The sequence below is a fragment of the Pseudoalteromonas sp. genome, assembly GCF_018402495.1.
Lineage (GTDB): Bacteria > Pseudomonadota > Gammaproteobacteria > Enterobacterales > Alteromonadaceae > Pseudoalteromonas.
This window is the reverse complement of record NZ_JAGYIU010000003.1, coordinates 180,533-201,389: the sequence shown is the minus strand read 5'-3', so window position 1 is coordinate 201,389 and position 20,857 is coordinate 180,533. Positions and strand designations below refer to the sequence as shown.

The 20,857-nt window shown below is 40.0% G+C and carries 25 protein-coding genes; 4 read left to right on the top strand and 21 right to left on the bottom strand.

Annotated elements, in window-relative coordinates; genetic code table 11:
• Window positions 1-110: 110 nt before the first annotated feature.
• The gene (locus KG708_RS10755) at window positions 111-1,184 is read left to right on the top strand and encodes an ABC transporter substrate-binding protein (protein WP_213609675.1); all 1,074 of its coding nucleotides are present in this window, start codon (window positions 111-113) and stop codon (window positions 1,182-1,184) included.
• A gap of 52 nt (window positions 1,185-1,236) precedes the next feature.
• Here KG708_RS10755 and KG708_RS10750 read toward each other — a convergent pair whose 3' ends face one another.
• The 19 genes from KG708_RS10750 to KG708_RS10660 form a co-directional block, all read right to left on the bottom strand.
• Window positions 1,237-3,015: an alpha-amylase family glycosyl hydrolase gene (locus KG708_RS10750; RefSeq protein ID WP_213609673.1), complete on the bottom strand. Its 1,779-nt coding sequence runs from the start codon at window positions 3,013-3,015 to the stop codon at window positions 1,237-1,239.
• 20 nt (window positions 3,016-3,035) lie between these two features.
• Window positions 3,036-4,256 (bottom strand): glycosyl transferase, encoded by a 1,221-nt coding sequence (locus KG708_RS10745; RefSeq protein ID WP_213609671.1) that lies wholly within the window; start codon window positions 4,254-4,256, stop codon window positions 3,036-3,038.
• Window positions 4,249-5,991, bottom strand: coding sequence for an HAD-IIB family hydrolase (locus tag KG708_RS10740; protein ID WP_213610208.1), 1,743 nt, complete (start codon window positions 5,989-5,991; stop codon window positions 4,249-4,251). The genes KG708_RS10745 and KG708_RS10740 overlap by 8 nt, the downstream gene beginning before the upstream one ends.
• A 146-nt stretch (window positions 5,992-6,137) precedes the next feature.
• The gene (locus tag KG708_RS10735; RefSeq protein ID WP_213609669.1) at window positions 6,138-7,376 is read right to left on the bottom strand and encodes a solute carrier family 23 protein; all 1,239 of its coding nucleotides are present in this window, start codon (window positions 7,374-7,376) and stop codon (window positions 6,138-6,140) included.
• Between the two features lie 9 nt (window positions 7,377-7,385).
• Window positions 7,386-8,018, bottom strand: a complete 633-nt coding sequence (gene upp, locus KG708_RS10730; protein ID WP_008115315.1) for a uracil phosphoribosyltransferase — start codon at window positions 8,016-8,018, stop codon at window positions 7,386-7,388.
• Window positions 8,019-8,151: 133 nt separating this feature from the next.
• Window positions 8,152-9,099 (bottom strand): oxidoreductase family protein, encoded by a 948-nt coding sequence (locus tag KG708_RS10725; protein WP_213610206.1) that lies wholly within the window; start codon window positions 9,097-9,099, stop codon window positions 8,152-8,154.
• A gap of 516 nt (window positions 9,100-9,615) precedes the next feature.
• Window positions 9,616-9,864: a hypothetical protein gene (locus tag KG708_RS10720; RefSeq protein WP_033017643.1), complete on the bottom strand. Its 249-nt coding sequence runs from the start codon at window positions 9,862-9,864 to the stop codon at window positions 9,616-9,618.
• Between the two features lie 96 nt (window positions 9,865-9,960).
• Complete coding sequence (locus KG708_RS10715) at window positions 9,961-10,287, bottom strand: hypothetical protein (RefSeq protein WP_213609667.1); 327 nt, start codon at window positions 10,285-10,287, stop codon at window positions 9,961-9,963.
• A 561-nt stretch (window positions 10,288-10,848) separates the two neighbouring features.
• On the bottom strand, window positions 10,849-11,163 hold the full coding sequence (locus tag KG708_RS10710; protein WP_213609665.1) for a DNA-binding transcriptional regulator: 315 nt from the start codon (window positions 11,161-11,163) through the stop codon (window positions 10,849-10,851).
• Complete coding sequence (locus KG708_RS10705; RefSeq protein ID WP_213609663.1) at window positions 11,150-11,482, bottom strand: type II toxin-antitoxin system RelE/ParE family toxin; 333 nt, start codon at window positions 11,480-11,482, stop codon at window positions 11,150-11,152. Before KG708_RS10705 ends, KG708_RS10710 begins: the two co-directional genes overlap by 14 nt.
• 148 nt (window positions 11,483-11,630) lie before the next feature.
• Window positions 11,631-12,074 carry a hypothetical protein gene (locus KG708_RS10700; RefSeq protein ID WP_213609661.1) on the bottom strand — a complete coding sequence of 148 codons (444 nt, stop codon included), beginning with the start codon at window positions 12,072-12,074 and terminating at the stop codon, window positions 11,631-11,633.
• Window positions 12,075-12,179: 105 nt separating this feature from the next.
• Complete coding sequence (locus KG708_RS10695; protein WP_008983325.1) at window positions 12,180-12,584, bottom strand: hypothetical protein; 405 nt, start codon at window positions 12,582-12,584, stop codon at window positions 12,180-12,182.
• A 95-nt stretch (window positions 12,585-12,679) separates the two neighbouring features.
• Complete coding sequence (locus KG708_RS10690; protein WP_213609659.1) at window positions 12,680-12,961, bottom strand: hypothetical protein; 282 nt, start codon at window positions 12,959-12,961, stop codon at window positions 12,680-12,682.
• Between the two features lie 24 nt (window positions 12,962-12,985).
• The gene (locus tag KG708_RS10685) at window positions 12,986-13,453 is read right to left on the bottom strand and encodes a hypothetical protein (protein WP_213609657.1); all 468 of its coding nucleotides are present in this window, start codon (window positions 13,451-13,453) and stop codon (window positions 12,986-12,988) included.
• A 220-nt stretch (window positions 13,454-13,673) separates the two neighbouring features.
• Complete coding sequence (locus KG708_RS10680) at window positions 13,674-14,504, bottom strand: transposase (RefSeq protein ID WP_213609655.1); 831 nt, start codon at window positions 14,502-14,504, stop codon at window positions 13,674-13,676.
• A 204-nt stretch (window positions 14,505-14,708) separates the two neighbouring features.
• Window positions 14,709-15,212, bottom strand: coding sequence for a transposase (locus KG708_RS10675; protein ID WP_301003383.1), 504 nt, complete (start codon window positions 15,210-15,212; stop codon window positions 14,709-14,711).
• A 317-nt stretch (window positions 15,213-15,529) separates the two neighbouring features.
• A complete protein-coding gene (locus tag KG708_RS10670; protein WP_213609653.1) occupies window positions 15,530-15,823 on the bottom strand; it encodes a MazG nucleotide pyrophosphohydrolase domain-containing protein in 294 nt (97 codons plus the stop codon).
• Between the two features lie 146 nt (window positions 15,824-15,969).
• The gene (locus tag KG708_RS10665) at window positions 15,970-17,325 is read right to left on the bottom strand and encodes a hypothetical protein (RefSeq protein WP_213609651.1); all 1,356 of its coding nucleotides are present in this window, start codon (window positions 17,323-17,325) and stop codon (window positions 15,970-15,972) included.
• A gap of 327 nt (window positions 17,326-17,652) precedes the next feature.
• On the bottom strand, window positions 17,653-17,874 hold the full coding sequence (locus tag KG708_RS10660) for a hypothetical protein (protein WP_213609649.1): 222 nt from the start codon (window positions 17,872-17,874) through the stop codon (window positions 17,653-17,655).
• A 415-nt stretch (window positions 17,875-18,289) separates the two neighbouring features.
• Between KG708_RS10660 and KG708_RS17640 the strand changes: the two genes are divergently transcribed.
• From KG708_RS17640 to KG708_RS17630, 3 genes are all read left to right on the top strand, one after another.
• Window positions 18,290-18,415, top strand: a complete 126-nt coding sequence (locus KG708_RS17640; protein ID WP_301003382.1) for a hypothetical protein — start codon at window positions 18,290-18,292, stop codon at window positions 18,413-18,415.
• A gap of 74 nt (window positions 18,416-18,489) precedes the next feature.
• Window positions 18,490-18,948: a hypothetical protein gene (locus tag KG708_RS17635; RefSeq protein ID WP_301003381.1), complete on the top strand. Its 459-nt coding sequence runs from the start codon at window positions 18,490-18,492 to the stop codon at window positions 18,946-18,948.
• A 47-nt stretch (window positions 18,949-18,995) separates the two neighbouring features.
• Window positions 18,996-19,325 (top strand): transposase, encoded by a 330-nt coding sequence (locus tag KG708_RS17630; protein WP_301003380.1) that lies wholly within the window; start codon window positions 18,996-18,998, stop codon window positions 19,323-19,325.
• Between the two features lie 584 nt (window positions 19,326-19,909).
• On the opposite strand, the gene KG708_RS10650 is transcribed toward KG708_RS17630, so the two are convergent.
• Both KG708_RS10650 and KG708_RS10645 read right to left on the bottom strand, forming a co-directional pair.
• A complete protein-coding gene (locus KG708_RS10650; protein WP_213609647.1) occupies window positions 19,910-20,224 on the bottom strand; it encodes a hypothetical protein in 315 nt (104 codons plus the stop codon).
• A gap of 123 nt (window positions 20,225-20,347) precedes the next feature.
• A complete protein-coding gene (locus tag KG708_RS10645) occupies window positions 20,348-20,743 on the bottom strand; it encodes a hypothetical protein (RefSeq protein WP_213609645.1) in 396 nt (131 codons plus the stop codon).
• Window positions 20,744-20,857 lie beyond the last annotated feature (114 nt).

Below are 20,857 nucleotides of genomic sequence, written 5' to 3'. Positions count from 1 at the left end.
GCATACATGCTAAACTTACTGGGGTATTATATAGCATAACGCTTAGATGTCACCAAGGAGCTAGTTAGTAAGGTAAAAAATCGAGCTTTATAAAATCTATAGAGAAACATATGCCATTGTTTAAATTGTACCGCCTGATAACTTATACCTGCCTGCTATTAAGTAGTTGCAGTATTAATGCCTTAGAGATCATATTCATCAATCCTGGCTTTTCAAATTCCATTGAAGCTGAGAGCAATAAAACCGGTGATTTTTGGTTTCATGTTTCTAAAATTATGCAAAATGCTGCCACTGATTTAGATGTGACATTAAATATAAAGTACGCCAACCGAAATCATATTTTAATGAAAGAGCTGATTCAGCAGGCCATTAACGACAAGCCTGATTATTTGATATTAGTAAACGAAAAAAATGTCACCAGTCATTACCTATCTAAAATAGACAGTAAAAATGTCCCTATTTATTTTTTATTAAATCGCCCTTCTTTAGCATCACTCGAGAAGCTACGTACAAATGGCACCAATGTGATCGGCAGTATAATTCCCAATAATCGTGTTGCAGGCAAACTATTAATGCAAGAACTTTACAATAGGGTTAGCGAAAAGACACAAGCGCATACTCTCGCATTATTAGGTGATTACACAACCCCTGCGGCTGTTATGCGCACCCAAGGTTTAATGGATTTTTTAGCGCAAACACCGCAAGTAACGTTAATCGCTGAAGAGGTTGCAAATTGGTCAGAGCAAGAAGGCTTCACAAAAACCATGGCCTATATGCAAAAAGCCCCTGAAATTAACATTATTTGGTGCGCAAATGATGCCATTGCGTTTGGTGCTAAAAGAGCATTAACACAACTTAACAAACAATCGCAGGTTATTGTGGGAGGGATTAACTGGGATTCTGAGCCTAAAAATATTTCAGCGCTTGATATAACGATTGGTGGCCATGTATTTTTAGGTGCTTATGCAATTGTTAACCTATTTGACAACCATAAAAATGCTAATCATTGGCCCCTTGAACATACTAGGGTTAATATTTTTCAGCCACTCAACGATACAAATAAACCTTTATATAATGCAATTAGTGCAAATAACTTAGCAAAAATAGACTTTTCGCAGTTTAGTAAAACCCGCCCAGACAAAGTTGAATTTACTATAGAGAACTTAATACTCGCGCTTGAGTAATGTAACTGTAAAGCCCCTTTACAGTTACATTGATTACTTTAAACGTCGTTATTTATGATCTATTAGATAACCAGAGTGTTTGATACGGTGCTAATTGCATAATTTTAAGCTCTTCATCCAGCACTGTTTTAGAGAGCAGCTCATGCCATTGCTGTGTATTTATTAAGTTCAAATCGGCCAAAGTTAAGCTTTGTGGCTGACTGCTGATATTATAAATACAAAAAATACTTTGCTGGCGGTCAATGCTTTGTCGCCAAAAACCAAATAACCCCTCTCCTAAATGCAAAGTAAACTGTGTTGCATTAGGATGAAATGCCGCTTGCCTTTTACGCACTGCTAATAACTGTTTTATTCCATTGAATACTTGATGATGATGACTATATTTTTCTGCAATTGCCGCTAATAATTTTGACTCTTGCCAGCGATGACGGTTAATGGCGCGATTGTGCTGCGAATTATCAAAGCGTTCATAGTCATTAGTGGTGCCAAGTAAACTATGTATATACAGCCCTGGGATCCCCTCCATTGCAAACATAATGGCGTGAGCACATAAAAAGCGCTCAAGGCCAAATTTATCCGCGCCATTATGCGTTCCTTGTAAGGCATCAAACAAGGCAATATTTAGCTCATACGGGGTATGTGTGCCATCGTGACTAGTACGCATTGAAACGCGTCCCCCAAATTGCATGGTGGTACTGACTAAAGAAGCAACCTCACTGGGTTGCAGCAAGCCTTCAATTGACCTTAAACCAATGCCATCGTGAGAAGCAATAAAATTAAAATACGCAGTGCCGTTTTGTGCAGGCGGCATACTCATCATCCAATGCTTAAGCGCCGTACTATCACCACTGAGTAAGGTATGCAATAACAGCGGCGGCAAGGCAAAGTTGTAAATTGCATGGGCTTCGTTGGCATTACCAAAGTAAGACAAGTTCTCCTGATTGGGAATATTAGTCTCGGTGATGATCACCACACTTGGCTCGGCATGCTCAATCAGCGTTCGTAATAAACGCACTACTTCGTGGGTTTGCGGTAAGTTTATACAACTGGTATTAAGTTGTTTCCATAAAAAGGCCACAGCATCAAGGCGAAATAAGCAAATACCGTTGTCTAAATAATGACGAATAATGCCGACAAACTCTTTTAATACTTCGGGGTTTTCAAAATTAAAATCCACTTGATCGTGACTAAATGTACACCATACATGCTTATCACCGCTTGCTGTGGCTACCGTATGTAATAATGGCGAGGTTCGTGGGCGCACGACTTGGCTTAAATCGTCAGTTAAACTGGCTGTTTTAAAGTAATCTTTTCCGGGGTGTGTGTCGGTTAAAAAGTTTTCAAACCAAATACTTCGACTAGAGCAATGATTAATGACTAAATCAGCCATCAGTTTTACATCTTTTGCAATCGCGTTGATGTCTTGCCAGTCGCCCAGCGCTTCATTGACTTGCGCATAGTTCATTACCGCAAACCCTTCATCTGAGCTATACGGATAAAAGGGTAAAATGTGCAGTGCATTAAGCTGATGATCGCACTGCTCTTTTATAAAGCGATGCAAGGTTTTTAAAGGCGCCTCCAAAGGGGTGCCTACGGCTAAATCACTGTCTTCATGGTTTATAATCGAATCGCCATAGGCAATTAACACAACATCTTGCTCATCCCAGCGATTGGTGTGTGGCGTGGGATCGCGAAGTGGGTTATCACCTAAAATTAAGGTGATCAATTCTTCAGTCAATTCGCTTACTGCTATCGGTAATTCAACCCCTTGATAAATAGCTTGTAAATGTTGTTCAACTCGTTGAAAAAACTGTTCTTTAACTATATTCACAGGCGCCTCGTTTAATGATGTTAACTGTATTGCTCGTTATCTAGCTCTACGGCTTCTTTTAAACGCTCTAGTACGTCAGGCATTGCCGAGGCTACACGGTTCCAACTCGGCACAAAGGGGGCTTCCATTGGGTTTTCTAAAAAGTGCTGACCGGCATTCATGATATTTTGCGCAAACATTTCAACGGCTTTTTCTTCTTGGTGAATATCAAGGGTTAAACCGTTCATTAACGCATCATTATGATAGGTTTCAATAAAGTCTAAGCCAATGCGATAATATGTGGCTTTTAATGAGCGAATGGTTTCGCTGGTAAAGGTAACCCCTTGCGTTGCTAACTTTCTAAATAGTGCTTTGGTGATATCAATCGACATTTTAGAAAGGCCAGCAGTTTGGTCGTCGAGCGATAACGCCTGATGTTTATGATCGTAGTTATCCGCAATATCGACTTGGCATAATCGGTTATGAGAATAATTACGGTACATTTCACTTAATACGCCAATTTCTAACCCCCAGTCACTAGGAATACGAATATCGTTTAATACATCACGTCTAAATGAAAACTCACCGGCTAATGGGTAGCGAAACGAATCCATGTACTCAAGGTAATCACGGCTGCCTAAAATGGTTTTAAACGAACGTAATAACGGAGTAACCAATAACCGCGATACTCGACCATTTATTTTTCCATTAGCAGTACGCGGGTAAAAGCCTTTACAAAACTCATAGTTAAATCGAGGGTGTGCCACAGGGTATATTAACCGCGCTAATAAGCCTCGGTCATAAGTTAAAATATCGCAATCATGTAGTGCTATTGACTCAACCTCCGCAGTAGCTAGTTTATACCCCATGCAATACCACACATTACGCCCTTTACCAAGCTCACGTGGCGCCACACCTAAGGCTTGAAGCTCTTTATCGAGCGCTTGTAAGCGTGGCCCGTCGTTCCAAAGTACTTTGTGGTTTTGATCAAGCGCTTTAAAAAAGTTAAGTGCATAACGGTATTGGCTTTCGTCGGCTCTGTCTAGCCCTATAGTAATTTGCGATAAATACGGTACTTTTTGCAGCTCTTTAACAATATTTTGTAGCGCGGGGCCTTCTAACTCGCTGAATAATGAAGGCAATATAAGCCCCATGGGTCGCTGTTTACTAAAACCAAGTAACTCTTTTTCTAAATCGTCTACGGGTCTGTTGGCAATATTATGTAACGTTGTAATGATGCCATTTTGATAAAAATCAGCCATATAAACTATACTCCTCAAAATTGGGTAAAATGCTGTTAATACAAGGTAATGCAGTGATTTCTTCTACCCAGCCTAACGGCGCTGGCAACTGAGAATAACGCGCTTTGTTATGGGTTAATTTAACCGGCTTTTTACTCTCTGGATTGGCAATAATAATGGCAATATCTGCCTCTTCGAGCATTTGCTTATCGTTATCACTATCCCCAAGCGCAATAATGCTTAGCGGCTTAGTAAACTGCGCAGTAAACTGTTTCACTAGCCATTGTTGCGCCATGCTTTTATCGGTATTTTTACCAATATGAATAAAGCGCCCGCCTACTTTAACGTCGTAGCCGTACACTGTTATTGCGTTTATAAATTCGTTGAGTTTGTGCTCTTCGCCATGCCAGCAGAGCGGATCTGAATATTGACGATTTTGTGCTTGCGCCGCCTGTATCGCGTTTAACCCAGTGATGTGCATTACCTGCTCACACGATAACTCACTGAATAAACTATATTGATCGCTGTAATCTTTTTTTAGGTGTGTTAAATCAGCCCATAAATTGCTAATGGGTGCCGCAAATGAATAACACCAATAGCCTTGGTATTCGCTGCAGCCAATGGGTCTGAGGGTAAAGTAATTTTCAGGGATATAGACAGCCGAGCCATTTTCAACAATAAAAGGCTGTTTAATATTGAGTGCTTGTTGCAGTGCTACCACTTCACTAAACGTTTTACTGGTGTTAAATATCACCGGCACACCGCTGTATTGCAGCTCTTGTAATAAAGTGTCGACCGCTTCGGTGCTGTAGTCGTTATGATTTAATAACGTACCATCTAAATCGGTAAAAATAATGGGTTGACTAATATTGTCGCTAGTAAGCTGCATTGCGACTACATCACGGTGACTATCAAGCTCTATTAATGCATTCGCTTTAGCACTGAGGGTATTTAAATTTTCTCGGGTAATACGTTCAAAGTGAGAAATAAACCACAGTAGCTGCTCGTCAGTCATGGTACCCGCACCTTGGCCGTGTTTAGCAATTAACTTGTGCTCTTGCTCTTGTCGCCATGCAAACACATCATCAAAACTCGGGGCTTTGAGCATTATTGTATAGTCAATTTTATTAAATACAGCTTTATACTCATTGGCTAAACAGCTATTAATACAGCGACGCCACGCACCTTGCTGATCGTATGATTTTTCTAGCTCATTAATAGGCTCAATTAAGGTAAAAGGCTGCTGTGGTTCACTGGCTACACACCACCCTTCTAAAATAACAATATCGACTGGCTGGCTATTAGTTAACCATTTATTTTTTGCTACGGGTTCATCTTGTTGCTTGTCAAAACGCGGCAGCGGTACATTTACTTCTGCATTTAATAAACGACTAATGGTGTTATCCATAAGGGCAACATCATGTGTGCCTGGAACTCCACGGGTGGCAAATAAACAATGTATATCTTGCGCTAACTGCTGACGCTTTTGGGTTGATAAATAAAAGTCATCAATAGAGAGTGCGACACAATTTAGGTGGGTGTTTTGCTCAAACCAAGTCACTAAATAGTCACCAAGCGTGGTTTTTCCTGAACCTTGGCAGCCATTAATCGCGACAAGTAAAGGCGCATTTTTTTTGCTGGTTAACATATCCTGAGCAATCACAGAAAAATACTGCTCACTAATATATTGATATTTCAACGGCAATTGATGTTTTACTAAAAAAGCATTTATATCCACACTATTGGCCTCCAATATAACAATCCCTTAATCAACTATAGGGTATGACTAAGGAAATGCAGTTACTAGACCAATATTATTTATTGTTACTTTTTAGTAGGTTAAAAAAAAAGCGCATTTAAAATGCGCTTTTTTGGTGCAATATTTTTAGCCACAGTGCAAATTTAACTCTGGTTGCTCTGTGCTTTGGGTAATACTAAGTTTAATACTATGCCTAAAATAGCGCATAAGCTCACACCTTCAAGGCTAAACTGGCTACTACCAATGTGCATACCACCAATACCGCAAATTAAAATAAGCGCCACAATACTTAAATTGCGAGGTTCGCTTAAGTCATCGCCCGATTTAACCAATGTATTTAAGCCAATAACGGCAATAGAGCCAAATAATAAAATCATTATGCCGCCCATCACAGGGACCGGAATGGTTTGCAAGCCCGCGCCCATTTTAGCTACAAAGGCTAAACATATCGCAATAATGGCAGTCCACATCATTACTTTGGGGTTAAAGTTTTTAGTAAGCATTACCGCACCAGTTACCTCTGAGTAAGTGGTGTTAGGTGGGCCGCCAAATAAGGATGCAGCAGACGTGGCTAAACCATCACCAAATAAGGTGCGATGTAGTCCTGGTTTTTTCAAATAGTCTTTTTTTGTAACTTGGCTAATTGCCATCATGTCGCCAATGTGTTCAATAGCAGGCGCAATTGCCACCGGCACCATAAATAAAATAGCCTGCCATTTAAACTCTGGCAGTACAAAGTTAGGCACTGCCAACCACTGTGCATTACTGACTGTTTCAAACTGTACTACGCCCATAAATAACGATAGCGTGTAACCGGCAACAACACCGGCTAAAATAGGGATCAGTTTAAATACCCCCTTACCCCACACGGCAAACACTAAAGTGACTAGTAATGAGAGCATAGAAATAATAATGGCACTGTCGTAGGCAATAATTTGTGTGCCGCCATCGCCACTTTTACCCATCGCCATATTCACTGCCACAGGCGCTAGCGCTAGGCCAATCACCATAATCACTGGGCCTACCACAATTGGCGGCAAAATTTTATGTAAGGTTGTAGTGCCTTTAAACTTCACTAATAAACTTAACAGCATATAAGTAAAGCCGGCCGCCATTAAGCCGCCCATAGTGGCGGGTATGCCCCACATTTGCACTGAGGCAATAATAGGTGCAATAAACGCAAATGACGAGGCTAAAAAAATGGGCACTTGGCCTTTAGTGACAAATTGAAACAACAAAGTACCTAAACCTGCGGTAAACAAGGCAACACTCGGATCGAGGCCGGTTAAAATAGGCACTAATACCAGCGCACCAAACGCTACAAATAGCATTTGGGCACCGGTTAAAATGGTTTTTATTGAAAACGTAGAATTATTTTGCACTGCTAAACCCTAGTAAACCGTACCGAAAATTTTATCACCTGCATCCCCTAATCCTGGGATAATGTAGCCTTTTTCATTAAGGTGGCTATCAACTGAGGCCGTAAAAATCTCTACATCAGGGTGAGCGGCTAATGTTTTTTCAACGCCTTCAGGCGCAGCAACCAGTACAATAACTTTAATTTCTTTACAGCCCGCTTTTTTCAGCATATCGATGGTGGCGATCATAGAACCACCAGTAGCCAGCATTGGGTCAATAACTAAGCTTAAACGCTCATCAATATTACCTACTAGCTTTTCAAAATAAGGCACTGGCTCAAGAGTTTCCTCGTTACGCTCTAAACCCACTACACTCACTTTAGCCGCTGGGAGTAATTGCATTACGCCGTCCATCATCCCAAGGCCCGCACGTAAAATTGGCACCACGGTAATTTTTTTACCCTTAATATGCTCAACTTTAAGTTTATTACCGTCCCAACCTGTAATTTCGTTATCTTCTAATTCTAGGTTTTTAGTGGCTTCGTAAGTTAATAATGTGCCAACTTCTGAACACAACTCGCGAAAACTTTTCGTGCTAATTCCATGCGCGCGCATTAAACCTAACTTATGTTGAACAAGGGGATGAGAAATAACGTGAATAGCCATAGTAATAAACCTAGTGATAAAAAATTTGACGTATTTTATATTAAAACAGGCCGTTTGACTGTTAATTTTAGCCCTGATTTCATAGTTCGTGCCAAAATATTTAATTTAGCCATAACTGTTCAACTTTTTGTGTTTATGAGTTGTTACTGGCTAACCAATTATTTACCTGGGCTTGCATGTAGCCGTTAATTTTTTTGTGCTCGGGGCTCCACCCAAGTAAGAACCGATAAAAGTCTGCCCACGCCACCGGCCATAAATGAGCCCATTGTGCAATAACGTCATCCGCATTCACTGCTGGTTGGTAATGACTAAGTGCGTTTTTAAACTGACTAAAATAATAGTCGAGGTAAGTTTGTGCGTGTTTGTGAAGCTCAGAATCATCCAAACAACTGGTCATAAAATACATAACATCTACCACCCCAACACCCGCACCCACATATTGAAAGTCATAACCGCGTATATGCCCTTGGCTATTTGCTGCAAAATTAGCAAGCTTGGCATCACCATGAATTAACGTTTGGTAGTCACATTGCTTTAACGCACTGTTTAACAATGATGCAGTCTGTTTAATATCGGACTTTTCAGGCAAGTTATTAAACTCATCTGGCCGCGTAGCTAAATGCCAATAGCTTCCTTGCGCCCATAAACCATCAAACTGTGCATTTAAATGAAAGGCATGAAAATATGCCAACCACTTTAATATCGCCTTTATATTATTAGCGGTTGCTTGGGTGTATTCCTGTTTTGAAAAATCTTTAAACACCAAGGCATACTCATCCACCTTATTGATTGCTTTAATACAATCAATGCTTTGTGCTTGCTTGGGAAGTTTATGACTAAATTGCTGATAAAAGGTATATTCAACGTGGTAAGAGTCACGTTTCCTGTTAAGCGCAAACGCACTTTGTTTAATTTTAGAATGATTAATGTGATCGGGTACTTTAATCGCTTTAATCACACAGGCCTGCTCATCAAGCTGACACTTCACAATATGGCCGCAGCCGCTCCAAAGTGAGGTTAGGGTTTCGCCAATGGCTATACGTTGAAAATGCGGGGTAATTAAAGGAAGATAAAAAGACATAGCCATATTAGTTTGCTAAATTTTAGTTAGTTTAACATTAGACGGGGGTTTTGATAAAAGGTCTTAATAAAAACACCCTTCGCGCACAACATGAAATACAGTGTTAATAGCAAAACTAACCCGCCGTTTTTTTGCAATTGCTATGGCACACCCTGCTTGTTATTTATATTACTTAAAGCATGGTTTGAAAGCATTGAAAGTACAAAATTTAAGATGGGTGTCTGCATAACTTGCAAACATTTGTGGAATGGGCAGGCTTTTCTATTCGTTATTCGTTTTAGGCTAAAGCGTATTATGAGCAACAAAAAGCCAAGGGTAAGCCGCATAACAGCATAATTAGATCACTGGCATTTAAATGGACAAGGATTGTATTTAAGTGTTGGAAAACGAATACACCCTACGATGAATCGACGTATTTAGCGGCCTTAAAACTCAGAGGCTCACCACTTTTAAAATTTGCAATTAATAGCTAAATTTTACTAGTCGTCCACCTCAGGGCGTGTTGTTATGTTTGCACTACTTCCATGGAATCCATGACTTTGGCGCATGACCTGTTACCGCTACTTTTAAAAACAATAGGAAGCAATAAGGAGCTGCCAGCATACCGAATACAGACCTAAAATCTAGGATATTGAGAGTGATTTCACCACTCTCAAATAACGCAAATAGCAAACTACTAAACGCAATAAGTGCACAAATGATAAATATTATTGCTAAAGAGCGAATAAACAAATTAACTTTTTCTCCGTTCCATGGTGCTTCCATAAAACCTCCTTGTAAACATAACGCCCCTAGCAGGGGATTTTATGAGTGTTTTGCAGCGAGTAAAATTCCCGCTGACTTGGCTTGTTAGAGCCTAGCTTAACTACACCTAACATGATAAACCACTAAAAACATTGCATGATCAATAGTGGCCTTTGGATCTGTCATTTCGATTGCGTCAGACACTTCACATTCTGAGCTCAGTGATTTCACAAAGCCTTTTATAGTATTAGCTCGTTTATCTTCATCATAAAATGGGCTAACGGTATTTAATTCGAATACGCACAAATAACTACTACTTTCATCTTTTGGCCATGATGGTTCTTTGAAGCAAGAGTAGCCAACATTTTCACCTTCAGAAGCTTTTACTTCCATCGCATTTGAAATCGTAGCCAGCAACCCGAGTAATATGATAAAAACCTTCAATTTGACTCCAATACTTCTAAATACGACGTTATTTGGTAAACGGTACGCTTCGTTCCAAAAATACTCATTTCGGTTTCATACTCAGAATAAGTTGGAATTATTCTTTCACCGCCAAATGGATTTACCTCATATATACCCGTCTTTTTTCCATACATTTTCAGTTCGATAATCTTCAGTCACTTTATCCGGCAGAATATCTTGAAGGTTCTTTGGAATTCGCATTCTCAGTAGCATGTCATCAATACAATAATATTCATTATCATCGCAATAAGCTTGCCCCGTACTGAAGCAAGTATGCTCTGAACAAAGAATCATTTTTGGAGTTCCTTCATCTTGAAACCATAGTCTAGTTCCGTTTATAGAAATATACATTGGTTCAAATTTTACGTACTCTTCATTTTTAAAAGTACTACGAGAACACATTAATAGCGCTACACAAAATATGGATAATCGAAGCACGTATTTTTGCAGCCTCAACGCCGCATTAAGGTGTGATCAGCGCTTGGCTATACTTGAGCGAAGCGAAACTGCCAAGCGTTGCGAACCACTCTAAATGCTTTGTTATAGCTCTGCGATGTGCGACAGAGTTTCTGGGTGGCGCTGTACCAGCTTTAGAAGAGTAACAGCTTGCCCATTTGGTGCGCTCCGCCCCTGCTCCCAGTTTTCCAATGTACGCGATGATGTATGCAGTAAACGAGCAAATACACTACGAGACATATTAAACTGCTCACGAATACTAACAATTTCATCAGGTGAGATATCTAGCTCACTGATGTCATTAACTTGATGAGTTTTCAGAGTCACTTTGCCCTCTGAATGCTCCTTAGCTTCAACAAGTGCAGAATTTAACTCTGCAAATAGATCACGATTGCTCATTGCGCCACGCCTCCATAAAAGCTTTTAACTGTTTCTTTTGATCTGCGGTTAAATCTGCCATTTCATTTTTACCGTAAATAGTCAGCAAATAGAAGCGACGCTTTTCATCGAGGAAGTAATAGATAACACGTGAACCACCATGCTTTCCCTTACCTTTACTTGCTACTCGAATCTTCCGCAAACCACCAGTACCTTTAATTACGTCACCTTGCTTCGGGTTTGACATAAGTTCAGCTTGGAACAATCGAAACTCCTCGTCACTGAGGTAACCATTTCGGTACTTTTCAAATATGGTTGATTCAACAAATACACTTTTCATAAGCAAAGTGTACGCAAGTAACGTATGGATAGCAAGCTATACGTGAATAGCGTAGTAATTAAATTTTGAAGTGTGCATCTGACCAGAACTATAACGTCCAGCTCACCGAGCAAATTTTTGATGGCGGCTTTTTTGCGTGTTATGCGATTTATTGGTGCCCATACAACCTGAACCCTAAATCTGTTTTGACTATATACCAATGCCCAACCTTGTTTAATGATTCTACGACTGAAGTTAAATCTTGATCAAAAAAAGCACCGGGAATCTTCTCTTTTCCATAGGGCTTACCAATTTTCGGGAACTCCAACCACTCAATTTCTTTGTAATACGCCGGACCAAACCAAAAACGACTGGAAAGGTATTTTTCTTCTAAGGCTTCGTTAGTTGGTAAAGAGTGCCTTACACCATCGTTTTGGCTGCCGACAAACTTCCAAATAACCTGTATATCAGGCGCCACCTCGTTGAGCATTTGAAGGCATTTACGCCATTTGGCATTAGACATATAAGATGAAGCAAACGATTGCTTTATAAGCCCGTCTATTTTGATTTCGTGGGCAACAAAATCAAACACTTTACTATTTGGATTGCTCATACATTCCTAGCGCATAACGCTTTGCTAATTGGCTGCCGCAGCGTAGCGTAGGCAGTCCAGTGGAGGGCACGTTTTTTTGTGGCCGGAACGAAATTAAGCAATTTGTTATATAGCCTTGCGTAACCAAAGCAGGTGCAAAACTATATGAATTAGTAAAAATAAAGCTGGGCATAAAAACAAATAAACCTCAAACCAGCCACTACCAAGTTTAAACATTTCACCGTCGAATTTAACACCTGACCAATAGGTAAATCCCAGAGCCAAGAAGCCTAAAATAAGAAATACCAACCGTGTTTTATGATTAAGCTTTAAACCCCAACTTACCGAAGTTAAAGCAATATAGCCAGCAATCCCAAATAGTGAAGTCAAAATCCATTTAAGGCTAAATGTAATAGGTAAATCAAAAATGCTACCTACCGCGCCAATTAAAGCGAAGCATGCGAGTACAACCAGTAAAGTTGATGGCACCCAGGCAAGGACAGTTGTTAACCCAATTAGTAGATTTCTCATAAGTTTCTTAGGCTATATAACGCCCGCAGCACAGGCCGAAACCCGCGCAGCGGTTGAGGTCCAGGCCACGCAGTGGCCGATTGTGACTGCGTTTGTTAAGTTGCATTGTTAAACCTATAGTTCAATTTACGAATTGCCCATGCAAAAGTGATTGATGCTGGAACAACGAAGAAACTAGTTAAGCTAGCGAAAATAAACCAGCCAATCACCATTTCAGGTTCATACTCGTCATTTAGGTAAATTCCTACTGCCCAATATACCAATAACATCAAGTAATTAGTCAGAATCGCTACGACTGCTACTTTCAGCTTGCTGCTTTTGTATGAAAAAAGCGCACTGACTAAAATGATAACTAGCAAAATCAGCAATTCTTGCAAAGTGACTCCATACAACTTAACGCTCTAATCAGCCGCGCCGTTTTTTGGCGTCGGATGAATTTGATTGTTAGCCATACTGGCCTCGACTTTTACTTTTACACCCGACATATAATCTTGGTTGAACCAAAGTAACTTATCTACAGGAAAGTCACTAAAAGTTAATTCTATATCTGACGTCCATAGCACTTTTAAATTTTCAGGCTTGCCGTCCAACCCAAAGAATCCGTTATACTCTTTGCCTGATTTCACATCCACGATGCTTACTCCAGTTTGCCAGTTAGTTGTTGCTCCACAATCCGAATAACCAAGCTTCGCAATTTTTTTACCATTAGGGGAAGCAAATTCTGCTACGTCGGTATATGAGCAGAATGATGGGCCTCCAACTCCTAGAATATCCATTCCATACCCTATGGCCTTAAATCCAAACCATATAAAAAATAGAATAGCGCCAAGATTCCAGACTGATTTTTTAACCTTTGCTACAACGCTCATGCAGATCCTTATGTATGGCTAACGAGGCTGTAGAATAACTCGTTTTTAATTTATTTTTATTGATGCATTAACCATAGCCGAGTTCCTATTTTGGTTCAATCAGTTATCGCTAGTTTACTTAAAATAGAAAAAGAGAATGTACGATTGTTTTAATGGCTGTTTTAGAGGGAATTACAGGTGCTTAAGTCGCTATATTTCGGCTTAAAAGGGCTCCCCTTTTTTAATGCAGCCTGTTTTGCAGCTTTTCTATGTTATGAACAAGGCAGTACAGTTGCCATTGCGCATTCACTTTCGTTTGTCCTCGTAAGGTCAGTTTGTTCATGCCTTTGTTTACCGTAATATTGCCGAACACCGGCTCTATACAGCCAAGTCGTTTGCTGTACTGCCGTCGCCCCATCGGGCTGTCTATTTTGGCCTTCATTTTGTCGATATAGCTTAGCTGTTTACGCGATTCATCATTTTTAAACTGTACTTGCCGCCCTGTTTTTATCGGTGGCTTTCGCATACATTGCTGTTGCAGTGGGCATACCTTGCAATCTTTTAAGTAACCGCAGAATCGCGTGTATTTTTGGTTGTGGCTTTTTACATTGATACCACTTCGCCACATGTCATTGCCTGCGGGACAGCGGCAGGTTTGTGTCGTTTCATCATAATGGAAGTCCTCTGAAGTAAATAAGCGAGGCTTGCCTTTACTGCGTTTTAATCGGCGTTTTTCTTGCTCTGTTTCGTAGGTTTCGCTGTCTTTAAATAACGGGTTTCGTTTTCTAAATTGGTTATCCGCAATGTAAGTATCAAAGCCACTTTTCGCCATGTATTCAAGATTCGCTTCGCTATTAAACCCACTGTCTGCGGTGAACTTAATCGTTTGTTCGTCTGTTGATTTGTCGGTATTCAATTTATCAAGCTGCTGCTTTAATTGCTTAACTGCTGGCTGCAAGGTTTGTTGCTCACCCACCGAGCCCCATGCCTGTGCTTGCAGTATAATTTGATGTTTATCGTCATTTATCGCTATCCCATTGTAGCCTTGGATTGTGCCTTTTGACGTGGTCATTTTCGCGCTATCGGGGTCGGTAATATTACTTTTAACAGGCTTGCCTTTACTGCCTGTTTTTCTCTTCGTGGGTTGCTAAGAACGCGGTGATTTTATCTGCACTTTTATCGAGCTTTTCTTTTTGTTTTAAGTCCTGAGTTATCAGCTCTTCGCTCAGGCTATCTTGTGATTGGTGACGTTCGATAATACGTTTACTCGCGCGTTCTAGTTTTGCTTTTTACGCCCTAGCTCATCGAATGTGCCGCTCCATTCTTTACTTGCGTTGGACTTTAATTTGCACCCATCAATGGCAAACATGTTACGGCCTATCAACCCTTCTTCGTCGCATATCATCAATACTTGCGTAAATAGTGGCTCAATCTGTTCATGCATTTTGGCCACGAAACCCGCTATTGATGTGTAATGCGGCTGAATATCGCCCGACACACTCATAAATAAAATATTGTTCTCACAGGCCTTGGCTATTCGGCGGCTACTTATTAACCCATGCGCATAACCGAGTAAAATAATCTTTAACATCACCGTGGGCGGATACGCCGCTGCACCCGTTTTATCGTTGTTATACCACGCGTCAAAGCCCGACAAGTCGAGTTTATTTTCGACAATATAACAAAGCGCATACTCAAAGGTACCTGGCAGAATTTGCTCAGCGAAATTGATAGGAATGAATTTATTTTGGCAGGATAAATCAGGCTTGTAGTTGGCCATAACAATTTACCGTGGGTGAATAATATCTATTAGATCACAGTAACCAAATGGATTCAAGGTTAAAAAACAATCAAGCCAAATGCGTAGAATCAGTTCCTAAAAAGAGTAATTCTACAGCCTCAACGCCCGCCTAAGGGGCTGACAACGCATAACACTAAACTCAAACACAACAATCGTAACCACAGCGGCTCAATGGGACTGGAAACGCCACGCGTTGACAGTCCCTCTTGAGGCGTTTGTTATGTGTGTGCTGATGATTGCTCTTGTTCTAGCTCTTTTTTCTGCTTGAGTTTGACCTCATCCCAAGAAATACCATTTTAGATTGCAGATACACGTTCTTCATATTTCCGACATGCTCTTTGGACTACAGACTCCATCTTAACTCCTGCCTCTTTTTCGAGAGACAGGATCGCATTTAGGTAGTCCCACAGCACATCTCCTAATTCATCTTCGAGGTAACAGAGTCGATTCTTAGGGATTTCTTCGATAACTTCATCGACTTCTTTTTTAATCTCAGCCAGATAAGTAGATGAGCCTAAATACCAAGAATTATTCTTGTCGAATTCAGATTTTCGTTTGGCTACTTCAAGCAATTTATCAAGATGTTGCATTTAACTTCCCTCAAAACACATAACTCCCAATTAAGGTGTGAAGCACGCGGCCACGACACTAAATTTGACCGCCGTAAACACTGAACTCAACCCAAACCAAAAATGCCAAGCGTGCTGAATCACTCTTAAATTGTTTGTTAGCTGTTTTAGCCAAATACGTTTCGTGAAATTAAAGTATAAGGTTTTTGCTGATTATCAATCAATTTGGTTTGGGGGTCATAGAAATAGTGAGATATTTCATAGTTCTTGAATTCATCTAATGGCAATGGCTTATCAGCAAAAGGGTTATGATGTATTTGAAGTCCATCTAAGTGTGTTTCAAAATGAAACTCGTTATCTTTTACTTCCATCACTAGTCCTTTAAAAGGGTGATACCAGCTTGAACGAATGTCGCGCTTGAGACCACTCTGCGTGATTGCTTTCCCTATAGTTGCTGTGGTCGAAAAAATAACAGCACTGATATGCTTAAATTTATCCGTGGTAAAAAGCCCTAATTCCAGTGGAATTTTACTATTTTTGATCGCTTCAACTACTTCAACATCAGAGAACCCATCGCTCTTATCTACGCCTTGCGCATACAGTACACGCAAAATAGTTTCATTGTTTTGGATAAAAAACATGGGTTGTTCATATGGTGCTACCGCAATTACATAGGGATTGTTCCTAACATGATCGTACTTCTCATAGGTCTTGTAGTATTTTTTACTTTTACTCTCAATTGCATTCAATAACCGTACACACGAGAAATTTAGGAACTCCTTATCCTCCAGCAAATTTTTTCCATTATTATCCCATTCCGGAGACGAATTTTGAGCATGATTAGCAGTAACGGCTTCTACATTGATCAAATTGCCATGAGCGGTATTCAACGTGAAGTCAGGGCTTGCTTGCGTAAAATCGACCTCCATTCTTAAATCTTTGAAGCATTGAAATAGGTATAATTCCCAAAAGGAAGAATTAAAGGTTTCTTGAAATTGATGATTGAACTTGTTATCTCGATCTTCAAAACCACTCGCCCAACGATTAATTACCTCTCTAACCGGAGCATATTCATCCGCAAGTATATGCTTAAAGTTAAGGTTTAAAACTTCACGTTTAGCGACGATATCAAACAGTGCCAAAGGTTTTTTAGCTATTTTATAATCCGAGCTTAGATAGTAACGACCGAATTGATAGTGCTTCAAAACATACTCAACAATCGTAATTCTCACCATTGCAGCTGTGTCGCTGTCTGTCTTTTCAGCAATTAAAGCGGTTACACCGAGTAAGTATTGTTGGGGACCTAAAGGTCCATCTACATCTTCCCAGCTGTTTTCAAGAGCACCTACATATTCGGACTTATTAATATAGAACCTTTGTATCCGATCAACCACAAAATCGTTTCCATGCTGAGCAGCATCAAGCTCTTCAAGGATGAATTGCCATGCAACATCCTTACTATTCTCTTTTGAGTCAATTATTTCAATAATTTGACGCACAGCGACATCAATAACTTGTTGCATATATTTCCTACTCTAAGTCTCAACTTGACCGTAATAGCTAACATTTTAGTATTTATGCAACACGGAGTTTGTGCTGCATAATCGCTTGTTGGACTGAGGCGCTACCTGCTCGGTGTGTCAGAGTTGGTGTCCTTTATGCTATGGATATTTGCTTTTTATGGCCTAAGCGATATCTAGCCAATTTAATTGGCGTGCCTATCGTATCTAAGCTATCCCTACGGTACTAAGCGCTTATTATGTGCCTATTAAACCTAATGTTTAACCGTTAAGCAAGGATCTTTTTCTCACGCACAGCCGCTATTAGCCTGAGCAGTTAAGCAGATTAACTCATTGATTTAATGCAGTAAGTAAGGCTGCTAACTCGTTCAAACTATTTCTTTCGTCGCAATATCTGAGGTTATCACTCCGATAAACCGTAAGGTGCCCGCCTTGCATGACTGGCAAGGCCAATGGGGTATTAATCGTTCCTGCTCTACCTTCGGCTTCACCGCTTTGAATGAGGTTGCTGGTGCTTGAGCCTTTATTAACCCTAACTTTCGCTTGCGACATGCATTGGCTAAAAATCCATAGTGGCGAATGCGCATAAACCCTTTGGGCAACAAAAAAATGTGCCTGTCCTATTTTTTGCTCTAATTACAAAAGAAAGTAACAGGATCAGAACGTAACGTGCATAATTTGAACAATGGCACCCGCAAACTGAAGTCGTAAAGGTCGGCTCATCGAAAGTCCTAAATAGAAAAAGGTTATTCTCACGCCCTGTTCCACGATTCAGTACATGATAGGACGCACTCTAATATTTTATTCGCAGTGGCCTAAACAACGTTCTTCACTTAATGATTAGTAAATTATAGATCTAGACCTTTGATGTCTGAAGTCAAGATTTGATAATCATATAGAAAGCTCCTCGAGTTTTTCGATACAGTTGTGTTAACCAAAACATAAACTGTATCTCGAGGAGCTTAGTATGAAACTATATGGTGGAATTGACTTGCATTCAAATAATTGTGTTATTGCTATCATTAATGAACAGGGTGAAACACTTACCGTTAAGCGTTTAAATAATGACATGTCTGTCATTTTATCTTTTTAAGTCCTTATAAAGACAACTTAAAAGGGCTTGTTGTCGAATCAACATTTAATTGGTACTGGTTAGTCGACGCTTTAATGGATGCAGAATTTAAACTTCACTTAGCGAACCCCGCTGCAATTCAACAATATTCAGGCTTAAAATATGCAGACGACCACAGTGATGCACGCTGGTTGGCTGAAATGTTACGTCTAGACATCCTGCCTGAGGGCTACATTTATCCTCGTGAACTCAGAGCTGTTCGCGACTTAATGCGTAAACGAATGGACATTGTTCAACAATCCACTAAAAACCTATTATCAGTGCAAAGCTGTTACATGCGACACCTTGGCTACAAACTCAGTAGCAACAAAATAAAACAAATGGCCGCTATCAGAAAAGGGGTTGATACTGAGCAGGTACACGCAGACTTTAGCTCAATGAATACAGCACTGTCGGTCATTTCTAACCTCTCATTAATACGTTGTGCCCAACAGCAAATTAATGCAATAGAGAGCGCTATTTTACAACAAACATCGCTCTCCCTGAGTTTATAAACCTAACTAGTATCGATGGGATTGGGAATACGTTAGCACTGACCATTATGTTAGAGACAGGCACTATTAAACGTTTTGATAGTCCAGGTAATTTCTCCTCATATTGTCGCTGCGTTAAAGGTGCAAAATACAGCAATGGGAAGAAGAAAGGCGCTACTAATCAAAAGAATGGTAATCGTTACTTAGCGTGGGCGTTTACTGAGGCCGCTAACTTTGCCATTCGGTATAACCCAACAATTAAAAAATATTATCAACGAAAACTGGCTAAAACGAACCACGTTATCGCAATTAAAACGGTTACGCATAAGCTCGCAAGAGCCTGTTATCACGTGCTTAAAGATAATGTCCCATTTGATGAACACAAGGCGTTTACTTAGCGACTATAAAAAATTAGGTTAACGTGTTGAGCTAATAATGGGGTTGGTAAAACCATTAGATTTGATTGAGCCTGCACGTTAACCGCTCATATTTTAAATACTGGATATGCCCAATGTTTGAGCCAAAAGGGGTGGTTATGTTCAAACATAAACCACAGAATTGTTACAGCGCAGTGTGTAAACACAGCCAGAAACTGGACTGACATTGGTACTAAACGATGACTGAGGCGAAAGCCAAGGGCCTTAATTAATCATCCATGATGCTTAATTAAACTGCCTAAATTCACATGGGTGACTGGTGCATATTCACACCAATCGACGTCATTACTGGGTGCGTAGTCATATTTAAAGTGAGTTTAAAAAGTAACAACACTTGGTTTTTTGAATAAAAAGATCAAGAAAACACAGCTGCCTGCTTGACCGGAACTTTCTAATGGGTGACCCCTGTAGTTTTGTTTAAGCTTCAAGGGCTTACGTTTTACCAAAACCAAGATTAACTCGGCGTTGACTCGCAAACAAAAGCCAAGACCTAAAAAACTGAAATGACTCATAGATTTGAAAAACAGACTTCGAATTTTGGCAACTCAAACCCAAAAACTTGTGGTCAAAATACTGATTGAGCCAGCCGCACCTACCTCGCGCTTACTCAAAAATTGACTGAGGCAACACTCTGAATTTCCAGCGCCAAAGAATAAATGTCCGGAAAACAGCGCCAAACGAAGCCAACTTGCCGACAAGCACAAAACCAACAAGCCGATGGAGCAAAGAAAAGATGCAACCAACTGATTTTGCGTGATTAAACATAACGAGCCTGTAGAATTTCTATTTTTATAAATTTGGCCATTTTTTAGACCTCCTGTATCGCTTTCTAAGCGATTATCTCGTACTAAGCAATGCATTTGAGACCCCTTAAACCACCTAAAAATTTGACCAAATGAGTAATTCTACAGCCTCAACGCCGCCATAAACCGCGCGAGCTTGCGAGCGTCGGGCGACCGTAGGGAGCGAATTTAATGGCCTTGTTATAGGGCTAGTTCGCTTTTTTGAGGAACTGGCACAGCAGACTCCAACCCTAAAATCTCTGAATACAATGTAATTAAGTGTTCGATAGTCAAATCTAATATTGGTTCATACATGAAAGAGTTAAGGTGAATATTAGAGCTAACGGTAATACTTACCTTCTCAAGGGTTTTGATAGCTTGACTATAAGGCAATTCTTTTGTGTATGACTTTATTAAAGCACCAAACTGATTCATTGATTGACACCAATAATTATCATCAGATTTTATTTTCCTCATTTCTTCGATAAGGAAAATTTCAGATTTCATTCGAATAGCTATTGATAAAACCACTTTATCTTCTAAATTAAGCCCCTCATGGTTAGGCCTATTTTTAATCTCATTTGCTTTGTTGAACAATAATTCCTTGAAAGATGTTACATCGTTAGTAGGGTAATTCGTGCCAAACAACCTATTATAGATATCATAATAATCGCCAGTAGTAATTCCGTCTGTATCCTCTTTCCAGTGTAA

Bases quoted from the DNA above. Each gene is read 5' to 3' on its own strand.
- KG708_RS17630 (WP_301003380.1), top strand. From the start codon at position 18,996: ATGTTAGAGACAGGCACTATTAAACGTTTTGATAGTCCAGGTAATTTC.
- KG708_RS10665 (WP_213609651.1), bottom strand. From the start codon at position 17,325: ATGCAACAAGTTATTGATGTCGCTGTGCGTCAAATTATTGAAATAATT.
- KG708_RS10755 (WP_213609675.1), top strand. From the start codon at position 111: ATGCCATTGTTTAAATTGTACCGCCTGATAACTTATACCTGCCTGCTA.
- KG708_RS10725 (WP_213610206.1), bottom strand. From the start codon at position 9,099: ATGTCTTTTTATCTTCCTTTAATTACCCCGCATTTTCAACGTATAGCC.
- KG708_RS17640 (WP_301003382.1), top strand. From the start codon at position 18,290: ATGAAACTATATGGTGGAATTGACTTGCATTCAAATAATTGTGTTATT.
- KG708_RS10660 (WP_213609649.1), bottom strand. From the start codon at position 17,874: ATGTCGCAAGCGAAAGTTAGGGTTAATAAAGGCTCAAGCACCAGCAAC.
- KG708_RS10695 (WP_008983325.1), bottom strand. From the start codon at position 12,584: ATGAGAAATCTACTAATTGGGTTAACAACTGTCCTTGCCTGGGTGCCA.
- KG708_RS10670 (WP_213609653.1), bottom strand. From the start codon at position 15,823: ATGCAACATCTTGATAAATTGCTTGAAGTAGCCAAACGAAAATCTGAA.
- KG708_RS10710 (WP_213609665.1), bottom strand. From the start codon at position 11,163: ATGAGCAATCGTGATCTATTTGCAGAGTTAAATTCTGCACTTGTTGAA.
- KG708_RS10650 (WP_213609647.1), bottom strand. From the start codon at position 20,224: ATGCATTGCTTAGTACGAGATAATCGCTTAGAAAGCGATACAGGAGGT.
- KG708_RS10745 (WP_213609671.1), bottom strand. From the start codon at position 4,256: ATGGCTGATTTTTATCAAAATGGCATCATTACAACGTTACATAATATT.
- KG708_RS10675 (WP_301003383.1), bottom strand. From the start codon at position 15,212: ATGGCCAACTACAAGCCTGATTTATCCTGCCAAAATAAATTCATTCCT.
- upp (WP_008115315.1), bottom strand. From the start codon at position 8,018: ATGGCTATTCACGTTATTTCTCATCCCCTTGTTCAACATAAGTTAGGT.
- KG708_RS10685 (WP_213609657.1), bottom strand. From the start codon at position 13,453: ATGAGCGTTGTAGCAAAGGTTAAAAAATCAGTCTGGAATCTTGGCGCT.
- KG708_RS10680 (WP_213609655.1), bottom strand. From the start codon at position 14,504: ATGACCACGTCAAAAGGCACAATCCAAGGCTACAATGGGATAGCGATA.
- KG708_RS10700 (WP_213609661.1), bottom strand. From the start codon at position 12,074: ATGAGCAATCCAAATAGTAAAGTGTTTGATTTTGTTGCCCACGAAATC.
- KG708_RS10705 (WP_213609663.1), bottom strand. From the start codon at position 11,482: ATGAAAAGTGTATTTGTTGAATCAACCATATTTGAAAAGTACCGAAAT.
- KG708_RS17635 (WP_301003381.1), top strand. From the start codon at position 18,490: ATGGATGCAGAATTTAAACTTCACTTAGCGAACCCCGCTGCAATTCAA.
- KG708_RS10720 (WP_033017643.1), bottom strand. From the start codon at position 9,864: ATGGAAGCACCATGGAACGGAGAAAAAGTTAATTTGTTTATTCGCTCT.